This window comes from Citromicrobium bathyomarinum, assembly GCF_038594605.1.
GTDB classification, from domain to species: Bacteria; Pseudomonadota; Alphaproteobacteria; order Sphingomonadales; family Sphingomonadaceae; genus Alteriqipengyuania; species Alteriqipengyuania bathyomarina_B.
The window spans coordinates 949,360-970,766 of record NZ_JBCFZM010000001.1 but is presented as its reverse complement, the minus strand read 5'-3'; the positions used below and the strand labels follow the sequence as shown (position 1 = coordinate 970,766).

General features: G+C 64.4%; 16 protein-coding genes and 1 tRNA gene. 4 read left to right on the top strand and 13 right to left on the bottom strand.

Annotated features, from left to right (window positions below; genetic code table 11):
* Positions 1 to 171 precede the first annotated feature (171 nt).
* The 4 genes from AAG612_RS04710 to AAG612_RS04695 all read right to left on the bottom strand — a co-directional run bounded on the left by AAG612_RS04710 (position 172) and on the right by AAG612_RS04695 (position 7,745).
* The gene (locus AAG612_RS04710) at positions 172 to 2,304 is read right to left on the bottom strand and encodes a DUF3857 domain-containing protein (protein ID WP_342507714.1); all 2,133 of its coding nucleotides are present in this window, start codon (positions 2,302 to 2,304) and stop codon (positions 172 to 174) included.
* Positions 2,305 to 2,471: 167 nt separating this feature from the next.
* Positions 2,472 to 5,333 carry a M16 family metallopeptidase gene (locus AAG612_RS04705; RefSeq protein ID WP_342507712.1) on the bottom strand — a complete coding sequence of 954 codons (2,862 nt, stop codon included), beginning with the start codon at positions 5,331 to 5,333 and terminating at the stop codon, positions 2,472 to 2,474.
* A 155-nt stretch (positions 5,334 to 5,488) separates the two neighbouring features.
* The gene (gene purC, locus AAG612_RS04700; RefSeq protein ID WP_342507711.1) at positions 5,489 to 6,289 is read right to left on the bottom strand and encodes a phosphoribosylaminoimidazolesuccinocarboxamide synthase; all 801 of its coding nucleotides are present in this window, start codon (positions 6,287 to 6,289) and stop codon (positions 5,489 to 5,491) included.
* Between the two features lie 115 nt (positions 6,290 to 6,404).
* On the bottom strand, positions 6,405 to 7,745 hold the full coding sequence (locus tag AAG612_RS04695; protein ID WP_342507709.1) for a cation:proton antiporter: 1,341 nt from the start codon (positions 7,743 to 7,745) through the stop codon (positions 6,405 to 6,407).
* A 214-nt stretch (positions 7,746 to 7,959) separates the two neighbouring features.
* On the opposite strand from AAG612_RS04695, the gene AAG612_RS04690 reads away from it, so the two are divergent.
* Entirely contained in the window at positions 7,960 to 10,242 is a 2,283-nt protein-coding gene (locus AAG612_RS04690; protein WP_342507707.1) for an EAL domain-containing protein, read from the top strand.
* A gap of 219 nt (positions 10,243 to 10,461) precedes the next feature.
* On the opposite strand, the gene AAG612_RS04685 is transcribed toward AAG612_RS04690, so the two are convergent.
* From AAG612_RS04685 to infA, 9 genes are all read right to left on the bottom strand, one after another.
* Complete coding sequence (locus AAG612_RS04685) at positions 10,462 to 10,776, bottom strand: winged helix-turn-helix domain-containing protein (protein WP_342507705.1); 315 nt, start codon at positions 10,774 to 10,776, stop codon at positions 10,462 to 10,464.
* Positions 10,769 to 11,389 carry a hypothetical protein gene (locus tag AAG612_RS04680; protein ID WP_342507703.1) on the bottom strand — a complete coding sequence of 207 codons (621 nt, stop codon included), beginning with the start codon at positions 11,387 to 11,389 and terminating at the stop codon, positions 10,769 to 10,771. Before AAG612_RS04680 ends, AAG612_RS04685 begins: the two co-directional genes overlap by 8 nt.
* A complete protein-coding gene (locus AAG612_RS04675) occupies positions 11,386 to 11,820 on the bottom strand; it encodes a DUF2141 domain-containing protein (protein WP_342507700.1) in 435 nt (144 codons plus the stop codon). The genes AAG612_RS04680 and AAG612_RS04675 overlap by 4 nt, the downstream gene beginning before the upstream one ends.
* Positions 11,821 to 12,149: 329 nt before the next feature.
* Positions 12,150 to 12,752 carry an NAD(P)H:quinone oxidoreductase gene (gene wrbA, locus AAG612_RS04670; RefSeq protein WP_342507698.1) on the bottom strand — a complete coding sequence of 201 codons (603 nt, stop codon included), beginning with the start codon at positions 12,750 to 12,752 and terminating at the stop codon, positions 12,150 to 12,152.
* A gap of 152 nt (positions 12,753 to 12,904) precedes the next feature.
* Positions 12,905 to 12,979: transfer RNA gene (locus tag AAG612_RS04665), tRNA-Phe, on the bottom strand.
* Positions 12,980 to 13,083: 104 nt separating this feature from the next.
* Entirely contained in the window at positions 13,084 to 13,275 is a 192-nt protein-coding gene (yacG, locus tag AAG612_RS04660; protein ID WP_342507696.1) for a DNA gyrase inhibitor YacG, read from the bottom strand.
* The gene (locus AAG612_RS04655) at positions 13,272 to 14,228 is read right to left on the bottom strand and encodes an Rne/Rng family ribonuclease (RefSeq protein WP_342507694.1); all 957 of its coding nucleotides are present in this window, start codon (positions 14,226 to 14,228) and stop codon (positions 13,272 to 13,274) included. The genes yacG and AAG612_RS04655 overlap by 4 nt, the downstream gene beginning before the upstream one ends.
* Positions 14,221 to 14,808 (bottom strand): Maf family protein, encoded by a 588-nt coding sequence (locus AAG612_RS04650; protein WP_342507692.1) that lies wholly within the window; start codon positions 14,806 to 14,808, stop codon positions 14,221 to 14,223. The genes AAG612_RS04655 and AAG612_RS04650 overlap by 8 nt, the downstream gene beginning before the upstream one ends.
* A gap of 22 nt (positions 14,809 to 14,830) precedes the next feature.
* Positions 14,831 to 15,091 (bottom strand): translation initiation factor IF-1, encoded by a 261-nt coding sequence (gene infA / locus AAG612_RS04645; protein ID WP_342507690.1) that lies wholly within the window; start codon positions 15,089 to 15,091, stop codon positions 14,831 to 14,833.
* A gap of 202 nt (positions 15,092 to 15,293) precedes the next feature.
* On the opposite strand from infA, the gene AAG612_RS04640 reads away from it, so the two are divergent.
* The 3 genes from AAG612_RS04640 (at position 15,294) to uvrC (ending at position 21,407) form a co-directional block, all read left to right on the top strand.
* Positions 15,294 to 18,242 carry a hypothetical protein gene (locus AAG612_RS04640; RefSeq protein ID WP_342507689.1) on the top strand — a complete coding sequence of 983 codons (2,949 nt, stop codon included), beginning with the start codon at positions 15,294 to 15,296 and terminating at the stop codon, positions 18,240 to 18,242.
* 79 nt (positions 18,243 to 18,321) lie between these two features.
* Complete coding sequence (locus AAG612_RS04635; RefSeq protein WP_342507687.1) at positions 18,322 to 19,389, top strand: hypothetical protein; 1,068 nt, start codon at positions 18,322 to 18,324, stop codon at positions 19,387 to 19,389.
* A gap of 59 nt (positions 19,390 to 19,448) precedes the next feature.
* On the top strand, positions 19,449 to 21,407 hold the full coding sequence (gene uvrC, locus AAG612_RS04630) for an excinuclease ABC subunit UvrC (protein WP_342507685.1): 1,959 nt from the start codon (positions 19,449 to 19,451) through the stop codon (positions 21,405 to 21,407).

The window sequence follows — 21,407 nt, the reverse complement described above, 5'->3', positions numbered from 1 at the left end:
GGATTGGATAGTTACGCTGGCCCTATAGTGATTGGCGCTGCCCGCGCAATCCACAGCGCTGGATAAGTCGCCCGTCGTAGCGGCCATAAGGCGCGAAGAAGAGGAGCCGGCGCAGCTACCGAAAGCGGCCATGTGCCGATCCCTGCGCTGCGCGCAGCCTGCGAGCGAATGCTATTCTTCGAGCGGCTCGGGGCTGATCCTGACGGCGACCGGCGCATTGCCATCGCCGCCTCCCCCGCCGGTCCTCAGAGCGTCCTCGCGATCGCCTTGCGACTTCTGTGCCAGGCACGGGGCTTGCGCTCCGCGCCAGACGTCGTCGAAGGTGGCCGGCACCGGGCTGGCCATGCCCCAGGGGGTGCCCGTCTGGTAAGGATCGTAGGAAATATTGGCTTTGGAATTGTCGAAATCGTCGAGCCGCGCATTGTCGCGCTCGGCCTCTTCGGCTGAGATTTCGGGCTGCTCGGTCCTGAACCCCCGGACCATGCGCAGCGTGCGATCGTCGCGCAGTTCCATCATCCGGTAATAGGTAGCGCCGAAATAATCCTGTACGAAGACGCTGTTGTACAGCCAGTTGCGCAGGTTGGTGCCTTCGGGCAGCCGCACGGTGGTCACACGGCAGTCGAAACCCGGCTCGTCGTAAAAAGGGGCGCTCGCATCCTGGCTCCGCGGCCTGCGCCGCCTTTCAGGCGGGCTGAACCCCCCTCCGGGGAGCGACATCCGGTACGCGCCGCCGCCCTCGTCTTCCCAGTCATGATCCGAGGTGCCGCGAATGGTCAGGACACTCGCCTGGGTTTCGCGGTCGTAGCGGTAGTCGACCTCGTCGACGCTTTCCCAGTTCGAACCGCCGGTGAGGCTGTTGCGGAATTCCTGCTCCAGCTGCGCAGAGCTGAGCGCCGAGAATGCGGCGTATTCGGCATAGCCATCGATGCCGCGCTTGATCGTCGTCCAGACGGTGGGGCCCGGCTCGTCGAAGCCTGCACGCGCATCGATTTCGAACAGCGACATCTCCTGCGGCAGCGCGAAAGGCTGCCATGCGATCTTTTCGAGCGCGGCACCGTTTTGCGCCAGAGGCAGCGCGAATCGGTAGGGGAGGGCCGGTGTCTCACGCATGTCGGCGACGAACGGCAGCGTCCCATTGAGCCAGTATTGCCTGCCGTCGATCGTCGCGCGCACGAGGATGTGATCGAACACGGCGGGGCTGGCCAGCCGTTCGTCCAGCCCGTCATCGCCGCCCGAATTGTTGACCAGCACCCCCTCGCTCTCGATCCCTAACTCGTCCAGCAGGGCGAGCAGCAGCGCGGTCTTGCCCTTGCAGTCGCCGTAGCGCCGCTCCCACGTTTCCTGCGCGCTGGCGGGGCGATAATTGCCGCCGTTGAGGCCGACATAGACGTAGCGAACCTGCCGTTGCACGAGATCGAGAGCCGCTTCGGCTTGCGCCAGCTTGCCCGCATGCGCGGCGGCGATGCGCTGCGCTTCTTCCCGCAGATCCGAGCCCGCCGGAATCGTCGCCGCCTCGTCGTAGAGCGGCTGGAAGCGGGACGAGACGGCCTGCCAGTCGGCAAAGTCCGAAAACTCGGCGACCCGGTTGAGGCCATAGCGGGGCGGGGCATCCTCGGGCGGGGCTTCGGCGGGGATGTTGTCGCCCCGCACGACGAGAGAGCCTTCGTTTTTCTGGGAGAATGGACGCAGCCCGTCGCGCATGAGGATGCGCGGTTCCTGCCCGTCTTCCCACGACAGCCGCAAATGCATGCGCCCTTCGGGTACTGTCGGCGCGACCGCCAGATACCCGGTACTGGTCGCGCCAAGCGTCGGATCGTTCGAGGGAACGGTAAAGGCGAGTTCCAGATCGTCGCCCACGCGCAGGTCCGGGACCCGCAATGCGGCGGTCAGGACCCCATTGAGCATCGCCAGTTCGAGCTGGTCCTCGCGGCGCAGAATCTCGAAGTCGGTCTCTTCCAGAACATCGATGGTCGTGCCGTCGCGATGGATCAGCAGCCGATGCACGACCGGTTCGCCCGCGGCAGGATTCCAGGCGATGGCGACGTTGCCGGCCTGCAGAGCCTGGGGGTGCAGGATGCGGAACATCTGCCCGGTAAAGGTATGCGAGCCATCCTCGCTCAAATGCGTCTGCGAATCCATCCGACGGATAAAGATAAGGCCGGTGGCATCGTCGGGCACCGCCATGGGATCGCTTTCGACCACCCAGTCGGCTGGCGGGGCGATGCGGATGTCCGCTTCTTGTGCCATCGCAGGCGTAGCTATGGCGAGCGCGGCACAGGCCGCTGCAAGATGTGGCAGTCGCATTCGAATTCCCCCTTTATCGCCCCCGATCCTAAGGCGAGGTCGGAGGATGACCAAGAGGAAATCAGGCGAAAGCCTGCGAAAAAGGGGCGTATTTTCGAAAACTTAGGGCAGTTTTCGTCAATACGCCCCGATTTCTCGCGTGCATGTAGTGTCGGCGAGAAACCGCCCTATTGGGCGGCTTCTTCGTTCGCCTCGGACAGAACCCGGCTGTCCGCCCGGCGCTCGGGCACCAAGTATTGCTGGGCAAGCGCCTGCAAGTCTTCGGGGGTGAAGCTGTTCACGACCTCGGCCTGCATGCGGATGCGATCGAGCCGGTCTGCCTCGCTCTGCGCGTTCGTCGCGACGCTCAACCAGAAGCCGTTGTTTTCCCGCGCAAGGCGGATCCGCTCCAGCACAGGCTGACGCGCGCGCAGCAGCATGTCCTCGCTCACCGCTTCGTTGCGTAGTTCGTCGGCGAGCCGCACGATGATATCGTGCACTTCGTCCACCTGCGCCGGATCGACCACCGCCGACACGCTGAAGGTGCCCAGATCGTCGAAAGTCGAACTGGTCGAGCTGGAGACCGAGGGGCTGTAGGTCGCCGCCAGTTCCTCGCGCAGGACCTCCAGCGCCTTGAGCTGGAACACTTGCGACAGCATGTTCAGGCCGACCGCTTCGCGATAATCGCTATCGTCGCGGGTGCGCCAGATGCTGCCCACCGCTGCCTGATCGGCCTGGCCGGTGTGCGTGTAGTCGACCACCTCGTCGCTCGACAGATCGTTGAAAACGAGGGTGCGCTTGTCTGCATAGTCCGAGAATTCGGCCTCGCGCTGCGGGAGCGCGCCGAAGCTTTCGGCGACTGCCGCAATCGCGGTATCGGGATCGATATCGCCGACGATGCCGATCTCGAGCGCGCCGTCCGCCGCTGCCGCCAGCACTGCGTCGCGCAGCGCCTCACGGTCGACCGCAGCCAGCTGCTCGCGGGTCGGGAAGTTGAGATAGACGCTGTCCGCGATCTGCTCGCTCGAGCGAAGCCCAAGCACCTGACCCGGCTGCGAGGTGAGCTGGCCCCACACCACATCGAGCAGCGTGTTGAAGCGTGCGTCGGCTTCGGGGCGCAGGCCGAGATCGGTCAGATAGGCCGCGCTGACCTTCATCTGCATGTCCAGATCCTCGGGAGTGGTCACGCCGGACGAGAAGAAATTCTCGGTCGAAGTGGCGATCCCGCTCGAAATCTGCTTGCCCGCCAGCAGTTCGGTCAACTCATCGAAGCTGTGCTCGCCGACGCCGCCGACCTGCGAAGCGATCTGCAGATAGATGCTCGCCGAAGACGCGTTGGCCTCGTCGAGCGCGAAACTGCCGCCGTCCATCTGCACGTTGAAGCGCACCCGGCCGGGCTCGAAATCGGTCTGCTTGATGTTCAGGCGGACATTGTTCGCAAAGGTGACGGTGCGAATGCCGAGATCGTCGATCATGGTGTCGGCGACGACTTCGCCCGGGCCATCGCCCCAGCTGTCGTAAGCGAAGGCGGTGGCGACCACGTCCTCGGGCTCGGCCACCGCGACCTGCGTGCTTTGGGCATAGGCTGCTGCGACCGCATCGACGCCGCCATCCAGTTCCTTTGCGGTGACGCGGATCAGCGGCTCGCCTTCGCTCCACAATTCGCGGAATTCGGTATTCACCGCATCCACCGTCAGCTGCGGGCGGATCGACTGGAAAAACTCGTAACGCCACTCGGGGTCGGTGACGAAATAGTTTTCGGTGGCGACATTGACCATGTCCATGGCGAGCTGTGCGTTGCTGCGCGCATCCGCCTGGGCCGCGCCGCGACGCAGGCCGCTCTCGACCTGCGTGAGGGCGTAGTCCAGCTCGTTCTGCGTGAAGCCGTATTGCAACGCGCGACGCACTTCCTGCTCGGCGATTTCGAGGCCTTCCCGCCACGCACCGTCGCGGGTCGTCATGGTGACCACCGTATAATCCGCGAGGCCTTCATCGCTTCCGGTGCCATAGCCGCCGCCGAGGATCGGGCTATCCTCGCGATTGGCGATCCGGCTGATGCGACGGTCAAAAATGATGTTGGCGAGGCTGCGCAGCTGGCTCCTGGTCCGCTCCGCACGCGTGTCTGCCGGATCGGTAAAAGGCCGCAGCTGGTAGATCGCGATGCCCGAATTGAGGTTGGGATCGACATAGACGTCGAATTCCGTTTCGCGATCGAAATCGACGCTGCCGGGCTCGGGAATCGTGCCGGCCTCACCGCGCGGTTGCCAGTCCGAGAACTTGTCGCGGATCGCGGTTTCCATCTCGGCGACATCGAAATCGCCGACCGCGACCAGCGTGACGTTTTCGGGCCGATAGAAGCGATTATAGAGCGCCCGCAGACGCTCTGCCGGGGCTTCGCGCAGCACTTCGTCGAGGCCGATCGGGAAGCGCGTGTTGTAACGCGTGCCGGGAATGCGGAACTCGTAAAGATCGCGGATATTGTGCAGACCCGGCGTGTCGCGCACGCGGCGCTCACTCACCAGAATCTCGCGCTCGCGGTCGACCGCTTCGGGATCGAAACTCAACTCGCGCGCAGTCTCGTTCAGCAGGAACAGCGCGGTTTCGAGGCCTTCCTCGTTCGCGTTGGGCACGTCGAGCATGTACACGGTTTCGTCGAACGAGGTGTAGGCGTTGGTGTCTGGCCCGAAGGCGAGGCCCAGCCGCTCGAGCAGCGGAATCATCTCGCCCTCGGGGACATTGGTGGAGCCGTTGAAGGCCATATGCTCGATGAAATGGGCCAGCCCGCGCTCTTCTTCGGTTTCGCCGAGCGAACCGAAATTCACATGCATCCGGAACGATGCCGCGCCATCGGGCACATCATTGTTGCGGATGGCATATTTCATGCCGTTGGGCAGCTGGCCGTAGGTGTAGGATTCGTCGGGCTCGACGTCGGTCGCCTCGACTCCCCAGCCTTCGACCGGGCCCTGCGCGAATGCGGGGCTGGCTGCTGCCAGCATGGCAGCAAGCGTAGCGGTGGATACGCCCTTGGCGATTGCGCGTGTGATGATCATCGGTGGCTCCCCTTGATGTCCTGACTGGACGGGGCACAGATGCGCGCGCCCCTTTTCGGGGAACCCTATACGCGGCGGGATTAACCCGATGCAACAGGGGCTTGAGGCCACGTAGGACCGACTGTCGCCCGAGCCCCGACCGGGTGCGCCGCGAGCTATTTCTTCTTGGGGACTCCGCGCATCCGTCCGCGGTGAGCGCTGAGGTCGAAAACTTCACCGGGCGCATTGTCGTCGTTCTGGAGCACGCCCAGACGCCGGGCGACTTCCTGGTATGCCTCTTCCTCGCCGCCCAGATCGCGGCGGAAGCGATCCTTGTCGAGTTTTTCGCCCGAGTTCATGTCCCACAACCGGCAGCCGTCGGGGCTGATCTCGTCGGCCAGGATCACGCGGGCATACTCGCCATCCCACAAACGCCCGAACTCGAGCTTGAAGTCGACCAGCCGGATGTCGATTGCGGCGAACATGCCGGCGATGAAATCGTTAATGCGGATCGCCATGGCGGACATATCCTGCATCTCTTCCTGGCTGGCCCAGTTGAAGCAGGCGATATGCTCTTCGGCGACCAGCGGATCGCCCAGCGCATCGTCCTTGTAGTAATACTCGATCAGCGAGTGGGGCAGGGGCTCGCCTTCTTCCAGCCCCAGCCGCTTGCACAGTGAGCCCGCGGCGACGTTGCGCACGACCACTTCCAGCGGAATGATCTCGACCTGCCGAATCAGCTGTTCGCGCATGTTGAGGCGGCGGATGAAGTGCGTCGGGATGCCGATATTCGCCAGCCGGGTGAACACATGCTCGCTGATGCGGTTGTTGATCACGCCCTTGCCGTTGATCGTGCCTTTCTTTTCCGCATTGAAGGCGGTCGCGTCATCCTTGAAATACTGGATCAGGGTGCCCGGTTCAGGGCCCTCGTAGAGGATCTTGGCCTTGCCTTCGTAGATCTGGCGACGACGGGACATGGGGCTCACCTGCGCTGTTTAAAAAGAACTGCGCCCCGGCATCGCGAACGGCGCCCGGCAGGCGCCGCCCTGCCGGGGCGGATAATGCTGGCCCTACAATCAAACGCGAGCCGCTTCAATCCGCGCCGCTTCGATCCGCACCGCTCCCATCTGCGCGGGCGCCGGCAGCGCCTTCCTCCATCGCGGGAGAGTGGGCCGCTTTGAGGCTGTCGATCAGCTTGCCGAGCGTGGCGCGCTGGATAAGGACGGAGAACAGCACCGCGGCAAAGGTTGCGGCGAGCAGCAGGTCGCGCGTGTCGCCTGCGGGCAAGGAAAGGGCGAGCGCGATGGAGATGCCGCCGCGCAGGCCGCCCCACCACAGCACGCGGCCCGAACCGGGGGTGGAGAGCCGCGCGGCGGGGATCGCCTTGATCGCTCCACCGACCGCGATTGCCCGTGCGGCGAGCGTGATCGGGATAGCGGCGAGGCCGAAGGCGAATTCCCTGAGGCCCGGAACCAGCGCGATGATCTCCAGCCCGATCAGCAGGAAAAGCACCGAATTGAGGACTTCGTCGACCAGCTCCCAAAACTTGTTCACGTAGTCGAGCGTTTCGTCGCTCATCGCCAGATTCGCGCCCTGGTTGCCGATCAGCAGGCCTGCGACCGCCATCGCCAGCGGCCCGGAAATGTGGAGCTGGCTGCACAGTGCATATCCCCCCATCACCACCGCGAGCGTGATGAGCACTTCCAGCGTGTATTCGTCCATCGAACGCAGCGCGCGAAAGCCGAGCCAGCCGAACGCGAGACCGACCGCAACGCCGCCGCCCGCCTCGATCACGAACAGACGCGCCCCTTCGCCGAGGCTGAAATCCGCCCCCGTGATCGCGGCACCCAGCAGAATGGTGAAGACCACGATGCCGACGCCATCGTTGAACAGGCTTTCGCCTGCGACCGCGCTTTGCAGCGACAGCGGAACGTTCTCTTCCTTGAGCACGCCGAGGACGGAGACCGGATCGGTGGGAGAGATCAACGCACCGAACACGAAATACCAGATAGGCGTGATCTCGACACCGAGCAGCAAGGCCATACCCCAGGCCGCCCCGCCAACGAGGAGGGTCGAAATTACGACGCCAACGGTGGAGAGCAGCAGCACAGGCAACCAGTCCGCCTTCAGCCGGTCAAGATCGACGTGGAGGGCACCCGCGAACAGCAGAAAGCTCAGCATTCCTTCGAGCAGCGTCTCGGTGAAATTCAACTGTTCGAGCAGGCGCGAGACGCTGTCGTCGAGTGTGATGCCCGGAATCAGCGCGTCCGTGGCCATCAGCAGGATCGCGGCCAGGGCGCCCATGATCGTCAGGCCGATGACATGCGGCAGGCGGATATAGTGATGGTTGATGTAGCCGAAGATCGCCGCAGCCACGACAAGGATCGCGGCGAGGTCGAAAGGTGAAAGCGCGGTCGCAGCGGTATCGTGCATCGGCCCTGCCTATACGCGCCCGGCGCTGCCGGAAAGGGCGGGGCGAACCTCCGACCGGAGCACCAATCGTGCGGCCGGGCATCGGCCCGCGCGGATGGGCCCGCGCACCCTGGGCCCCCGTTCGACCGGCGGCGGCAGAATCCTGCCGTGAACCGTGTGTTTACCCGCGGTCTATAGACGCGTCTCCATCATGCTGCGGAAATCTACCTAGCCGATGCCCAGGTTCGTCCTCGACGAGCGTGTGAAGCATGCGCTGATCGCCCTCGCAATCGCACTTGCGGCGGGCTTCCTCACTCTTATGCGTCCCGTGGACGTATTCGGCTGGCTCGTGCAGGCCAAGCTGTTCGATCGCGAGGCGAGCGGCGAGTTCGTTTATGTGCGAATGCCATTCGCCACGGGCGATGCCGCCAAAAATAATCGCGAGGTGCTCAGCACGATCGAGGCCCTGCATGCGTCCGGGGCGGAGCGGATCTTCGTTAATGTGCCGCTCCAGACAAGCGAATCGCAGGAAACCGACGCTCGTCTGAGAGCGTTCCTTGCTGCCAATGCGGACGACATTTATCTAACCAGCTCGTCCGAGCAGGATTACAAGGACAGCGACCGGATACCGCCGACCGATCCGTATTTCACACAGGCCTCGAAAGTCTATTCGAGCGACTACGATGCCGATTTTCTGCGGTTCGTCTGGGGGTTCAGTAGATCCGAAGAGCCGACGAAGGAGAACTTGGTTCCGCTGAGCTTTGCACTGGCGAACATCGGCCCGGATCGCGATGACGTATTCATCGATTACACAATCGGTGCCAGCACCATCCCGACGATCAGTTCGGCTTCGCGGGAAACCGACCTTTCGCGGCTCGGCCCAGCGGGCAAAAGTTTCATTCTGGGCACCGATTCCTTCGGTGCGAATATTCGCGCGCCGGGTGCAGACACCGTCTCGCCAACAGCAATTCATATTCTGGCTGCCGAAAGTCTGATGCGTGGCACCGGTTATAGCCTGCCATGGTACGTTATCACCATGACGCTAGGCATAGCGCTGGCCCTCGGTGTACGTTTCTTGCGTACGACGAGGCGCCGCCGGTTTGCATATCTCGCATGGTGCTCGCTTGGCTTGGCGTTATTTTTCGCCACCGCTTTTTTCGGGATGAGGGCCTTCTTTGCCGATGGACTGCTGCTGGCAGTGTCCTATGCGATCATGCGCTGCGTGGCCGGATATCGTCGGCGTCATCTGACGATCGACCCGCTCACCAGGCTGCCCAACTTCACCGCGCTCAAATCCGATCTGTCGGACGGGAAAGCCGGAGGCAGCAGCTGTCTGGTCATCGCCAAGGTCGCGCGTTTGGATGCCCTCTTCGTCGGCCTAGGTTCGGCCGAGCGGCGAACTTACCTGCGCGAGATCTGCAATCGACTTTCGCTCGGCGATCAAGCTCGCACGGTCTATTACGACGGCGGCAAATATTTCGCGTTCCTGTGCGACAGTGGCGATATTCCCGACCTGCAAGGCCATCTCGAAGGCCTGCGAGCCGTCGCGTCGCAGCCGGTCCGTCTGACCGGAAGGTGTCTGGACGTGTCCGTCACCATCGGGGCCGACGGTCTGGCGGATCATCCGATCGAACAGCGGCTGAGTTCCGCAACCGCTGCGGCGGACCAAGCGCGTGAGGCCTACAAGCCGGTGTTCATTGTCGGACACGACAAGGACGATTGGGACCATTCGCTCACGGCCAAGCTCACTCAGGCGCTGGCTGAAGATCAGATTGGCATCAAGCTCCAGCCGCAGGTCGACCTCGGCAGCGGGGCCTTCGTCGGCGCCGAGGTATTGGCCCGGTGGCGTGATTCGGACGGGGTGGACGTCCCCCCGTCATCCTTCATCCTACAATGCGAGCGGATGGGCCATCTCGACAGCCTTACACGGCGGATCTTCCAAAAGTCCTTCGCGGCGGTGGATGCGATCGGGCGCGAGGGCCTGATCCCGGAGGTCGCAATTAACGTATCGGCGGTCCAGCTGGTCGACGATCGCATCGTCCAGATCGCCCAAGAAGCGCTGCACGACCATCGGATCGATCCTGCGCTGGTGAAGATCGAACTGACCGAGACCGCGCGGATCGAGGATTTTCGTGTCGCCCGGGGCGTGGTCGATCGCCTCAAGGAGTTCGGCTTCAAACTTTCGCTGGACGATTTCGGGGTGGGAAGTGCCAATTACGAAGCGTGGTTCGAGCTACCGTTCGACGAAGTGAAGATCGATCGGCGGTTCGTCGCGGCGATACACCATTCTCCACGCGCGCGTGCGATTGCCGCAGGGATCATTCATTCGGCGCGCGAGGAAGGCATCGTCGTACTGGGCGAGGGAATCGAGGATCGCGCCACCTACGACTTGCTGGCGAGCATGGGCTGTACCCAGGGCCAGGGTTATTACATTTCGCGCCCTTTGTGCCTCGCGGAGTATATCGCGATCCTTCGAAGGGAGCGCGAAATGACGTTGAGCCGACGGGACAATGGTTAATGCTTTACTAACGGATATGGTTAAGATACAAGAAGGCTCCACTCCAAGGAGATTAACCATGCTTCGTTCGATCTGGGACTGGCTCATCGGATAATCCGAGCCGGACAAATTCACGAAAAGGGCCCCTTTGCGGGCCCTTTTTTGTGCGCGCGCAAGTGGCGGCGGCGCGGCGGTGGCAGCGCGGCGAGCGATTCGGTTTGGTTAACAGCGCAGCGCGCGTTAACCCTCATCCTCTCCAAACAGCATCGCGCGCATCCGGTCGAGATAGCCGATCCACGCCTCGCGCCCCGCTTCGGTGAGGCACGCTGTGGTGACCGGCTTCTTGCCTTCGAAGCGTTTCTCTATGCTCACATAGCCCGCATCCTCCAGCTTGCGCAGATGGACCGACAGGTTGCCGTCACTGACCCCGGTGCGGGCTCGCAACTCTCCGAAATCCGCGCATTCCGCGCTCGACAGGTAGGCCATCGTGGCGAGCCGGACGCGCCCGTGGATCGTATCGTCGATCGCCCGGTAATCGAGGGGGGGGTCAGCCACGGTCGCGCTCCCGCTGCATCAATACGATCCCCGGCACGATCGACACGAGCACCGCACCGATGGCCATCGCGAGAAATTGCGCTACCGACCCTGCCAGAAGGGTGGTCACCACCAGAAACGCCATCGAGAGCACAGCATATCTGCGCAAGGTCGTATCGCGCGCCGCTGCCGAACTTGCTGCCATCGCGATCGCATAGACCCCGAAGACCACCGGTGGAACCAGCGTGAAGAGGAAGAAACCGCGCGGCGTGTTGTCGAGCATCGCGTAAACGAAAATGCTGAGTGCGAGGGCACCGATCACCAATCCGCCCACGCGCCAAACCTCCATCTCGACCCGGTTGGCGGTGGTAGGCCTTGGCTGGCCTCGACGGGAAAACCGCGCCACGACGACCGCGACCATCATCGTGCCGAACCAGATCGCGGACAAGGCCATCGGGGGCCACGGCAGCAGGCCATCGAGCAATGCCGCATGAACCAGGCTGGCCGCGGCCATCGCCAAGCCGAAGATCACGAATTCGCGCCCACCGAGGAGAGGGCGGGTGCGCCCCTCCTCGGCCAGTTCGCGCATCCTGCGCAGGTCGTCCTGCGCGCTTTGGGAAGGCGCGGTGCTCATTGGCCGTCTCGCGCATAGAGCATCGGTTCGGTGATCGTGGCGCTGCCATCGAGGGTGAAGCTCTGCGCTTCCCAACTCGGCATGCCGCGCAATGCGGCCGCGCCGATCATCGACCACCCGTCGGTTGGGCCCATACGCCCCATGCTGAAGGTGCCGTCGCCATCGATGTCGTGCCACACCATGAGCGCGTAGCGGCCGTCGGGAACATCGTCGAACGTGACGGTGACCGTCGCGTCCTGCGGGTTATCCACGATCTCGCTCGCGACCGCATCGGCTTGCATGAACTGCGCTTCGCTTTGCAGGCTGATGTAGAGATCGCCCGCATCGGCCTGCACGTCGGTGAGGCTCACGGTGACTTGCCCGGCGAGGGCGGGGGGCGCTGCGGTCGCGATGGCGAGCGCGGTAGCGGTGAGTAGGGCCTTGCGAATCATGTCACTCTCCTTTGTGTTGACGCGCACTTTAAAACATAAAGTGCTTGACTGTGCAAGACAGGAGGCCGGATCGCCGCGAAGTTGTGAGTGGTGGAGGCTTTGCGCGCCATCCTGCGCGGTGCCGTGGCGCGAGCGTGTCGGTCGTTCATCACTCCGGGATCTCGCAGGTAGCGGGGCGGGGCACCCTGCCACCCAGCAACGAAGAAGGGGCGAGCCTGCGTGGCCCGCCCCGATGATTTCGCGCCCATAAACGGGCTCCGCCCGCCAACCGGTCTGCTAGCTCAGGAGCCTGGTCGAAGCGGTCCCCATCTGTTGGAGAACGCTCAGGCTCAACCGTGAAGCTTCGCCGCCGTCTGCGCGACCCGCTTGCCGAGATAGCGCGCTCCGGCGAGGTCGGTCTCGCTCGGCTGGCGGCTGCCGTCGCCATCCGCGATTGTCGTCGCGCCATAGGGGGAGCCGCCCTTGACCTCGTCGACGCCCATCTGATTCTGGAAACCGTAGTCGAGCCCCACGATGGTACAGCCCATGTGCAGCAGGTTGGTCAGGATCGACATCAGCGTCGTTTCCTGCCCGCCGTGCTGGCTGGCGGTGGAGCTGAACGCCGCGCCCACCTTGCCGATCAGCGCGCCCTTCATCCACAGCCCGCCGGTGGTGTCCCAGAACGCCGCCATCTGGCTGGTCATCCGGCCATAGCGGGTGGGCGAGCCGACGATGATGCCGTCATATTCGGCCAGTTCGTCAGGACCATCGATCTCGTCGTGGCCGGGCATGCCGGTGAAGCCTGCGTTTTTCGCGACTTCTTCAGGGGCGGTTTCGGGGACGTGGCGGATGACGGCCTCGGCGCCGCCCTCGCGCACGCCTTGCGCAACCGCTTCCGCCATCGTCGAGGTGTGGCCGTAGGACGAGTAATAGAGGACGAGGATCTTGGTCATTGCTTGCTCCCGTATCGTAAAGGTGTGTGGAGCTCGAACGCAGGAGACCGGCCACCGTTTCCGCAACGCACGATGGCTTTTCTCGGCCATAGCGAACGCACAGGCCGATCACCGACGAAACCGGGCGACCATCATCTTGAACTGGGAGGTTGTGGTGCCCAGGGGCGGAGTCGAACCACCGACACGACGATTTTCAGTCGTCTGCTCTACCACTGAGCTACCCGGGCGTCGCCACGACGGCGGACCTGGCCTGATCGGCTTTTCGGTCCGACGAGCGAATGAGTGCGCGCCTATGGCGAAGCGTTGCCTGCTTGGCAAGCCCTATCGCGCGTTAGTCTTCCTCGCGGGCGATCTCTTCCGGATCGGCGGCCCTGCCGGGCAGGGCATAGCCATCGTTGAACCAGCGGTTGAGATCCTTGTCGCGGCACCGCGAAGAGCAGAAAGGCGCGAATTCGCCGGTCTGCGGAGTGGACTTGCAGATCGGGCAGGGGCGTTTGGGGGTGGGGCGTGTCGTCTCGCTCATGATGCAAGAACTTGGGCTTGGCCCGCATGAAGCGCAAGCGCCGGATCGCGCGTGGTTTCGACCCTGCGACCGCTCCGCTTGGCCAACTCGGCGAGCCAGGCGGGCTCGATCCGGTCGAGAATCGCAGGGTGCGCGCTCAGCAGCAGGCGCGGGCCGATGCCTTCGGCCAGCTCGCCCCGGCGCAGGAGCATCCGCGCCGCTGCCGAGGTGCGGTTGAAATGCAGGCGATGCAGCAGCGAGGGGCCTTCGAGCCGCGCGACCAGCTGCACGAAGCCGAAACCGTTCATCGCGGTGCGTTCGTGTGGCCAATCGTCCAGCGCCTCGCCAAGCGCGGTGTCGACCGCCCGGCGCTGGGCCTTGTCGGGGAGGGTGGGGAAATCGATTCCGATCGATCCTGCGATGTCGAGCCGTCGCACCGTGTCGGCAACGGCGGGCGCCGCTGCCAGCGCGAGGTCGCGCGGGGGCAGGTCGCCGTCGATGTCGATCAGGGTCATCGCCGGTGTGACGCTGGCGATCAGCGATCCGCCGGCAAAGGCGATCTCGCCGTCCCACGCATCGGCCCACACATCTTCCCAAAGCCCGGCCGGGAAGCGGTGGACCTCCTTGCCTAAGAGATGATTCGGCGGCGGTCCGGCCTTGCTACCCTCGGCGAAATGGTGCCCCTGCGCACGCTTGAGTCGGCCTTTCTCGGCCATCGGAGCGCGGGTGATCGCAACCGTGATCTCGCGCCCCTCGCTGGCGTCTTTCGGGAGGCCGGAAACGTTGATTTCGAGCCCGTCGGCAGTGCGTGCGAGGCCGCGGGTCGCGCCTGCGGGGCGGCGGATCAACTTGGCTTGCACCACACCCGTCCCGGGCTCATCCGGCCAGCTCAGCTTCGCCGCGAGCACGCGCGCTCCATCGACCCGGAGCGCGCGGGTCTCCCCGATCCCGCGCTCGATCAGCCATTCAGGCAAGCGCGATACCTGCCGCCTTCAGAAGCGTGCGTGTTTCGAACAGCGGCAGGCCGACCACCGCCGAATGGCTGCCCGCGAGAAAGTCGATCAGTCCCGCCGCGCGGCCCTGGATCGCATAGCCGCCGGCTTTGCCGATGCCTTCACCGCTGCGCGCGTAGTCGCGTATTTCCTCTTCGGAGAGGCGCTTGAACCGGACCTGCGAGGTCACGCAGCGGGTGCGTTGCCGTTCGCTCGCGTCGATGACCGAGATGGCCGAGTGGACCCGGTGCCGTCGGCCGGAGAGCATGCGCAGGAATCGCGCGACGTCCTCCTCGCTCTGCGCCTGCGGCAGGATGCGGCGGCCGAGCGCCACGGTGGTGTCGCCCGCGAGCACGACTTCGCCTTCCTGTCGGGGCACGGCGATCGCTTTCTCGCTCGCCATCCGCTCCGCATAAGTGCGAGGCAGTTCACCCTTGCGCGGCTCCTCGTCGATATCGGGCGAGCGAATCTGGCCCGGCGTCACCCCGATCTGCGCAAGCAGGTCGCGGCGTCGCGGGCTGGAACTCGCGAGGACCAGAATGGGGGAAGGGCGCGCCGTCATGTCGCGCAGGGCCTGCAGGCGATCAGGAGGACGGCGAGGATTGCGGACCCGGGCCGCCGCGACCCGGCATGAAGCGGTAGGTGATCCGCCCCTTCGTCAGATCGTAGGGCGTCAGCTCGACCAGCACTTCGTCGCCGGTCAGCACGCGGATGCGGTTCTTGCGCATCTTGCCGGCGGTGTGGCCGAGAATCTCGTGGCCGTTCTCAAGCTCCACCCGGAACATCGCGTTGGGCAGAAGCTCGACAACCCGACCGCGCATTTCGAGGAGCTCTTCTTTCGCCATGGATTTGATCGTGTCCTTATGCAGTTCGTCGAATTTTGCGGCGATTTAGCGATCATACCTCCAAAAGGGAAGTGTCTGTCAGCAACGGGAAAGCTTAGCGCGACCAATCGTTACAAGCCGACGTTTGCTTTTGTTCCGCCACCTGCCGCAAAGCGCCGGTTGCCGGGGGCGGATCACATTTTATCGAGGAAACTTCTCTCCAATGCAATTTTCGTCCCGCTTCGCCTATCGGGTTTCCGCGCTTGCGCTCGCCAGCACGATCTGCTTCCCGGCTCTCGCGCAGGACGCCGCGCAGGAGCAGCCCGAGACGAATCAGTCCGGCGGTTCGCAGGACGAACAGGTCAGCGACGAGGTATTCGAAGCCGATATCATCGTCACCGCATCGCGGATGCGCGGTTCGGTCGATACCGATGTCGCGCCGGTGGTCGAGCTGGATGAGGCGGATATTGCATCCTACGGCGCGGATTCGATTGCCGATCTGGTCGCCCAGCTGGGCCCACAGACCAGTTCCGGGCGCGGTCGCGGCGGCCAGCCGGTCGTGCTGGTCAACGGCCAGCGCGTGGCCAGCTTCCGCGAACTGCGTCGCTATCCCCCCGAAGCGATCGAGAAGGTCGAGGTGTTCCCCGAAGAGGTCGCCCTGCAATACGGCTTCCGCGCCGATCAGCGGGTCATCAACTTCATCCTCAAGGACAATTTCACCAGCCGCGAGGTCGAGGTGGAATATGGCGGCTCGCTGGAAGGCGGCACCGATAATGGCGAGATCGAAGTTTCGCAGCTGGTCATCTCGGGCGCAAAGCGGTTCAACATCGCGGGCGAATTCAACACCCAGACGCTGCTGACCGAGGACGAGCGCGATATCGAGCAGACGCCGGGCAGCCAGCCGACTGTCGCGGGCGATCCCGACCCGGCCCCGTTCCGCTCGCTGCGCGCCGATGCGGAAAGCTATCAGCTCGAAGGATCGTTCAACACCGCCATCGGCGAAGGCGCCAACGCCAAGGCGATCTCGGTCAATCTGGCCGCGGAACAGAGCTACTCGCGCTCGCTATCCGGGCTCGATATCGTCGCCCTGACTTCTCCGGCGCCCGATAGCGAGACTGCGGTGCGCGCGATCGACGCCGACCCGCTAACCCGCATGACGCGCACCACGTCGGTTTCGGGCGGTGGGGCCTATCGCCAGTCGCTGGGCGAGTTCGAGTTCGACCTCACGCTCGACGCCAGCCACGTCGAGAGCGAGACCGATATCGATATCCGCCGCGATCTGTCTCCGCTGGTCACGCAGGCGGCTGCGGGCACGCTGGCAATCGATGGGCCGCTGCCCGCGATTCCGACGCCGGGCGTCGATACCGCGACCAGCCGGACGACCTCGGCTTCGGCACGCTCGACTCTAAGGGGCAGTCCCATTTTCCTGCCCGCGGGGGAGGTCAACATGACCTTTGCCGGCGGCTATGGCTGGACGCGCATCGTCAGCGAGGACACGCGCACGGCGCTGGGCGAAAACGAGTTGACCCGCGGCGACCTCAACGGGTCGCTCAACCTCAACATTCCGCTGGCGAGCGATCGCGAAGGCTTCCTCGGCTTCCTTGGCGAACTCAGCCTCAATGCGTCGGGCGAGATCAACGATCTTTCCGATTTCGGGACGCTGTTCGGCTCGACGCTGGGCCTGACGTGGGAGCCGCTCGAGGGGCTGACCCTGCAGGCGACGATGATCAATCGCGAGGCTGCCCCCGGCCTCTCGCAGCTCGGCGATCCGGTGGTGCAGACCTTCAACGTACCGCTGTTCGATTTCGCGACCGGCGAAAACGTTCTCGCGACGCTGACCAGTGGGGGCAACCCGCTGCTGCCGGCCGCTAACCTGAACGACCTCAAGCTGAGTGCGAATTACGAACTCGGCCTGTTCGAGCGGGCGAACATTCTGGTCGAATTCAACCGCAACCGGTCCGAAAATACGACCGAAAGTTTCCCGCTGCTGACCCCGCAGATCGAAGCGGCGTTCCCCGGGCGGGTGACGCGCGACGGATCGGGCACGCTGATTGCGCTCGACCAGCGGCCGATTACCTATGCCGAACGGAACAGCGAACGCATTCGCTATGGTTTCAACATGTTCGGCCGGGTCGGCAAGGCGCAGGAGGCGCCGCAGGGTGGCGGCGAAGGCAGGCGCGGCGGCGGTCCACCGGCCGGGGCGTCCAGCGCCGGCGGCCAGACACGGATGGGCCCCGAACAGTTCCAGCAGATGCGCGACCAGTTCTGCGCCAGCGAGCCGGGCACCGTGCCCGATCTTTCCAAGCTTCCTCCGTTCATCCGCGACCGTCTGACCAACGAAGACGGCTCGGTGAACATGGAACGGCTGGCGGCCGTGCGCGAGCGGTTCTGCAATGCCGAGGGTGCTCAGCCCGGAGCAGGCGGCGGCGGGCCCGGCATGTTCGATCCGGAGCAGGCGGCCGCTATCCGTCAGGCGCTGTGCACCTCGCCCGACCAGCCGCTCGACCTGACAGCCCTGCCCGAAGGGTTGCGCGCGCGGTTGACCAATGAAGATGGCACGGTGAACGAAGAGCGAGTCGCGCGCCTGCGCGAAGCCGTGTGCCAGGGCGAGAATGGCGAAGGCGCGCAAGGGCAGGGCGAATCGTCCGGCAATCAGCGGCGCGGCGGTGGTCGTCGCGGCGGTGGCAGAGGCGGTGACGATGGGCAGGGTCGCTGGTTCCTCGCGGCGTATCACAGCATCGAATTGAAGAACGAGGCGCTGATTGCACCCGGCATCCCGACGATCGATTACTTCGATCTGGGGCTCGCGCGTCACTCGGTCGATCTGGAGGGTGGGGTATTCTACAAGGGCCTCGGCACCCGGCTGAGCGGGCGCTACCGCAGTGGCTATACTATCGAGGGGAGCGACCCGACGGGCGCGAGCGACCTGAAGTTCGGCGACCTCGTGACCTTCGATCTGCGCTTCTTCATGAACCTGGAAGAGCAGAAGTGGCTGACTGGAGAGCAGCCGGGCTTCTTCAAGGGTACGCGCGTATCGCTCAGCATGGATAATATCTTCAACACGCGGCAGGACGTGGTCGATGGCAATGGCGTGACGCCCACGCGTTTCCAGCCCGCGCTGATCGACCCGCTTGGCCGCACGTTCGAGATCGAATTCCGCAAGCTTTTCTGACCTCATAAATCAGCGGTTAAGCTGACCAGGCATTAGGGATTCCGTCTTGATTACAAGTGTAGACGGAAGGGGTGCCTAGGTGCGTATCACAACAATCATCGTGGCGGCAGCGTTCGTGGCGAGTGCAGGATCGGCTCAGGCGGAGGATGGGCCGTGTAACGAATGGCGCGAAGCTGGTGTGATCGGCGATCTGCGATGTGAACCCGCAGACGGGGGCGCCGTCATCGGCGGAGCGGCGCGTGCAACCGAATACGCGCAGGTGTTCCCGCGTGCCTTCGCAACTTTCGCGAAGTACTTTGCGCCAAGCGAGCAGAAGGTTGCGCTGGTGGTGCAGCCGGAGGTCTCTCCGGAGCTAACCGCGGCGCTTGCCGCCGATGGCTACAGGCCGCTTCCCTGGATCGACAACCAGACGAAGGCCGCAATGCTTAGGGACAGCATCGTTGCTCAGGTGGAAGCGCAGACGGCCTCTCTGCCGGAAGCGCAGCGCGCTGCGGTGGTCCAGCAGGCGCTGGCGAAGGCTGAGGGGGCCGCTCCCGCCCATGCGGACCCTGAGATGGAAGACGGCGCAATCGCCCATGAAATCGGGCACCTGCTGTTCAATCGATATTTCGACGGGCCCGAGACGGGGTCTGCCGATCGGAGCACGCGTTATGGTTCGAGCGCGCCCGACTGGCTCGACGAAGCAGCGGCGGTTGCTCTGGAAAACGACGCACAGACCCGCAGCCGCTATGTTGCCGCGCGTGAAGCGTACGATGCGGACGGCACGGTTCTGGCATTTCCCCTCGATACCTACCTTTCGATGGAGCACCCTTTGCTGCAATCCGCGCAGGCGCTGAAGACACTGAAACGCGGCTCGACCGGGGCGGTGATGCTCTCGGGCGACGAGGCTGACGCTTTTCTCGAAGCAAGCGGCGGCAACCCTGCGGTTTTCTATCGGCAAACCCGAATGTTCATCGATTACCTGATGGAGACGAGCGGCGATCCGCGCATCCTCTATGCGATCGCAGAGGCCTATCGCGATGGCAGCGATCTGAGCGGCTGGCTGGCGCGGTCGGGTGGGGAGAATGGCCTGCCGGAGACGCTCGAGGCGCTCGAAACGGAATTCGAAGCGTGGGCCAAGGCAAAGCTTGTAGACGCAGCTGCGTGAGCGGATAACCCGCCCCCGACCGCTGGCAACCAGCGGGCACGCCGCCTATCTAGCGGGCCATGTCGGACAGCAAGGCAAACCGTCCCCACGACCCGCGTGGCAAGGAGCGTTTCAACGAGGAACGCGCCGCCTACACGGTCGCGAGCGCGCAGCCCGATCTGGAAGCCGGGGTCGACGCGATCCGCGAGACGGTGCGCACGCTCCCGCCGCGCCCCGGGGTGTACCGCATGCTCGATGCGCGCGGCGATGTGCTGTACGTGGGCAAGGCGCGCAGCCTGAAGGCGCGGGTCGCGAACTACACGCAGATCAATGCGCTCACCAATCGCCTCCAGCGGATGGTCAGCCAGACGCGCAGCATGGAGATCGTCACCACCAATTCGGAGGCAGGGGCGCTGCTGCTCGAAGCGCAGTTCATCAAGCGCTATCGCCCGCCGTACAACGTACTGCTGCGCGACGACAAAAGCTTCCCCTTCATCCTGCTGCGCGCAGACCATGCCTTTCCACGCATCCACAAGCATCGCGGCGCGCGGCGCGCCAAGGGCAATTACTACGGGCCGTTCGCGAGCGCGGGATCGGTCAACAAGACGCTTAATGCGCTGCAGAAGCTGTTCCTGCTAAGGTCCTGTACCGACAGCTTTTTCAACAATCGCGACCGGCCCTGCCTGCTCTACCAGATCAAGCGCTGCTCGGCGCCCTGCGTGGGCCGGATCGACGAGGACGGGTACGAGGATCTGGTCCGCCAGGCGAAGGATTTCCTTGGTGGAAAATCCTCTTCGGTGCAGCAGGATCTCGAAAAGCAGATGGCCGAAGCGGCGGAGAAGCTCGACTTCGAAACCGCCGCCATTTTGCGCGACCGGCTGCGCGCGGCGACCTTCATCCAGGGCAGTCAGGCGGTCAACGCAACCGGGGTGGGCGACGCGGATGTGTTCGCGCTTTCCGCGAAGGGCGGGCAGATTGCAGTGCAGGCGTTCTTCATCCGCGGCGGGCAGAACTGGGGCCATCGCGCCTTCTTCCCCACGCACACGCAGGATGTGGACAAGGACGAGGTGCTCGCCCGCGTCATCATGCAATTCTACGAAGAGGTGCCCCCGCCGCGCACGGTGCTGGTCGACCGCGAGTTGCCCGAGGCAGAGCTGCTGGCGCAGGCGCTGTGCGAGGCGGCGGAGCACAAGGTCGAACTCTCGGTGCCCCAGCGCGGCGATCGGCGGCGGCTGATGGAGCAGGCGCAGCGCAATGCGGTCGACGCGCTCGACCGGCGGCTGGCGGAGACGGGCACCAAGGCAAAGCTCAACCGCGATCTCGCGGAATTCCTCGAGCTGGAAGAACCGCCGCAGCGAATCGAGATCTACGACAACTCGCATATTCAGGGCGCAAAGGCCGTGGGCGCGATGGTTGTTGCCGGGCCCGAAGGGTTCGAGAAGGCGCAGTACCGCAAGTTCAACATCAGATCCGCGCAGACCAACGACGATTTCGGAATGATGCGCGAGGTGATGCAGCGCCGCTTCCGCAATCTCGCCGAGAATCCCGATGGTGAGGAAGGCAAGCGCAACAGCCACGAGACGGTCTGGCCCGATCTCGTCCTGCTCGATGGCGGCAAGGGGCAGATGTCTACCGTGCGCGATACGCTGGCCGAGATGGGGATCGACAACGTGCCGCTGATCGCCATCGCCAAGGGCCCGGACCATGGCCGCGAGGGGCGCGAGGTGTTCCACTTCCCCGACGGGCGCGAGAAGACGCTGCCGGTCAATTCGCCGCTATTGTTCCACCTTCAGAACCTGCGCGACGAGGTCCACCGCTACGTGATCGGCGCGCACCGGGCGAAGCGCAGTCGCGCCATCACCGCCTCGCCGCTGGACGAGATCCCCGGCATCGGCCCTTCGCGTAAACGCGCGCTGCTGCTGCACTTCGGCACCGCCAGCAAGGTCCGCGCGGCGGCGCTCGACGATCTCAAGCGTGCGCCGGGTATCAGCGTCGCGGTCGCGCAGCAGATCTACGATTTCTACCACGCCAGCGCCTAG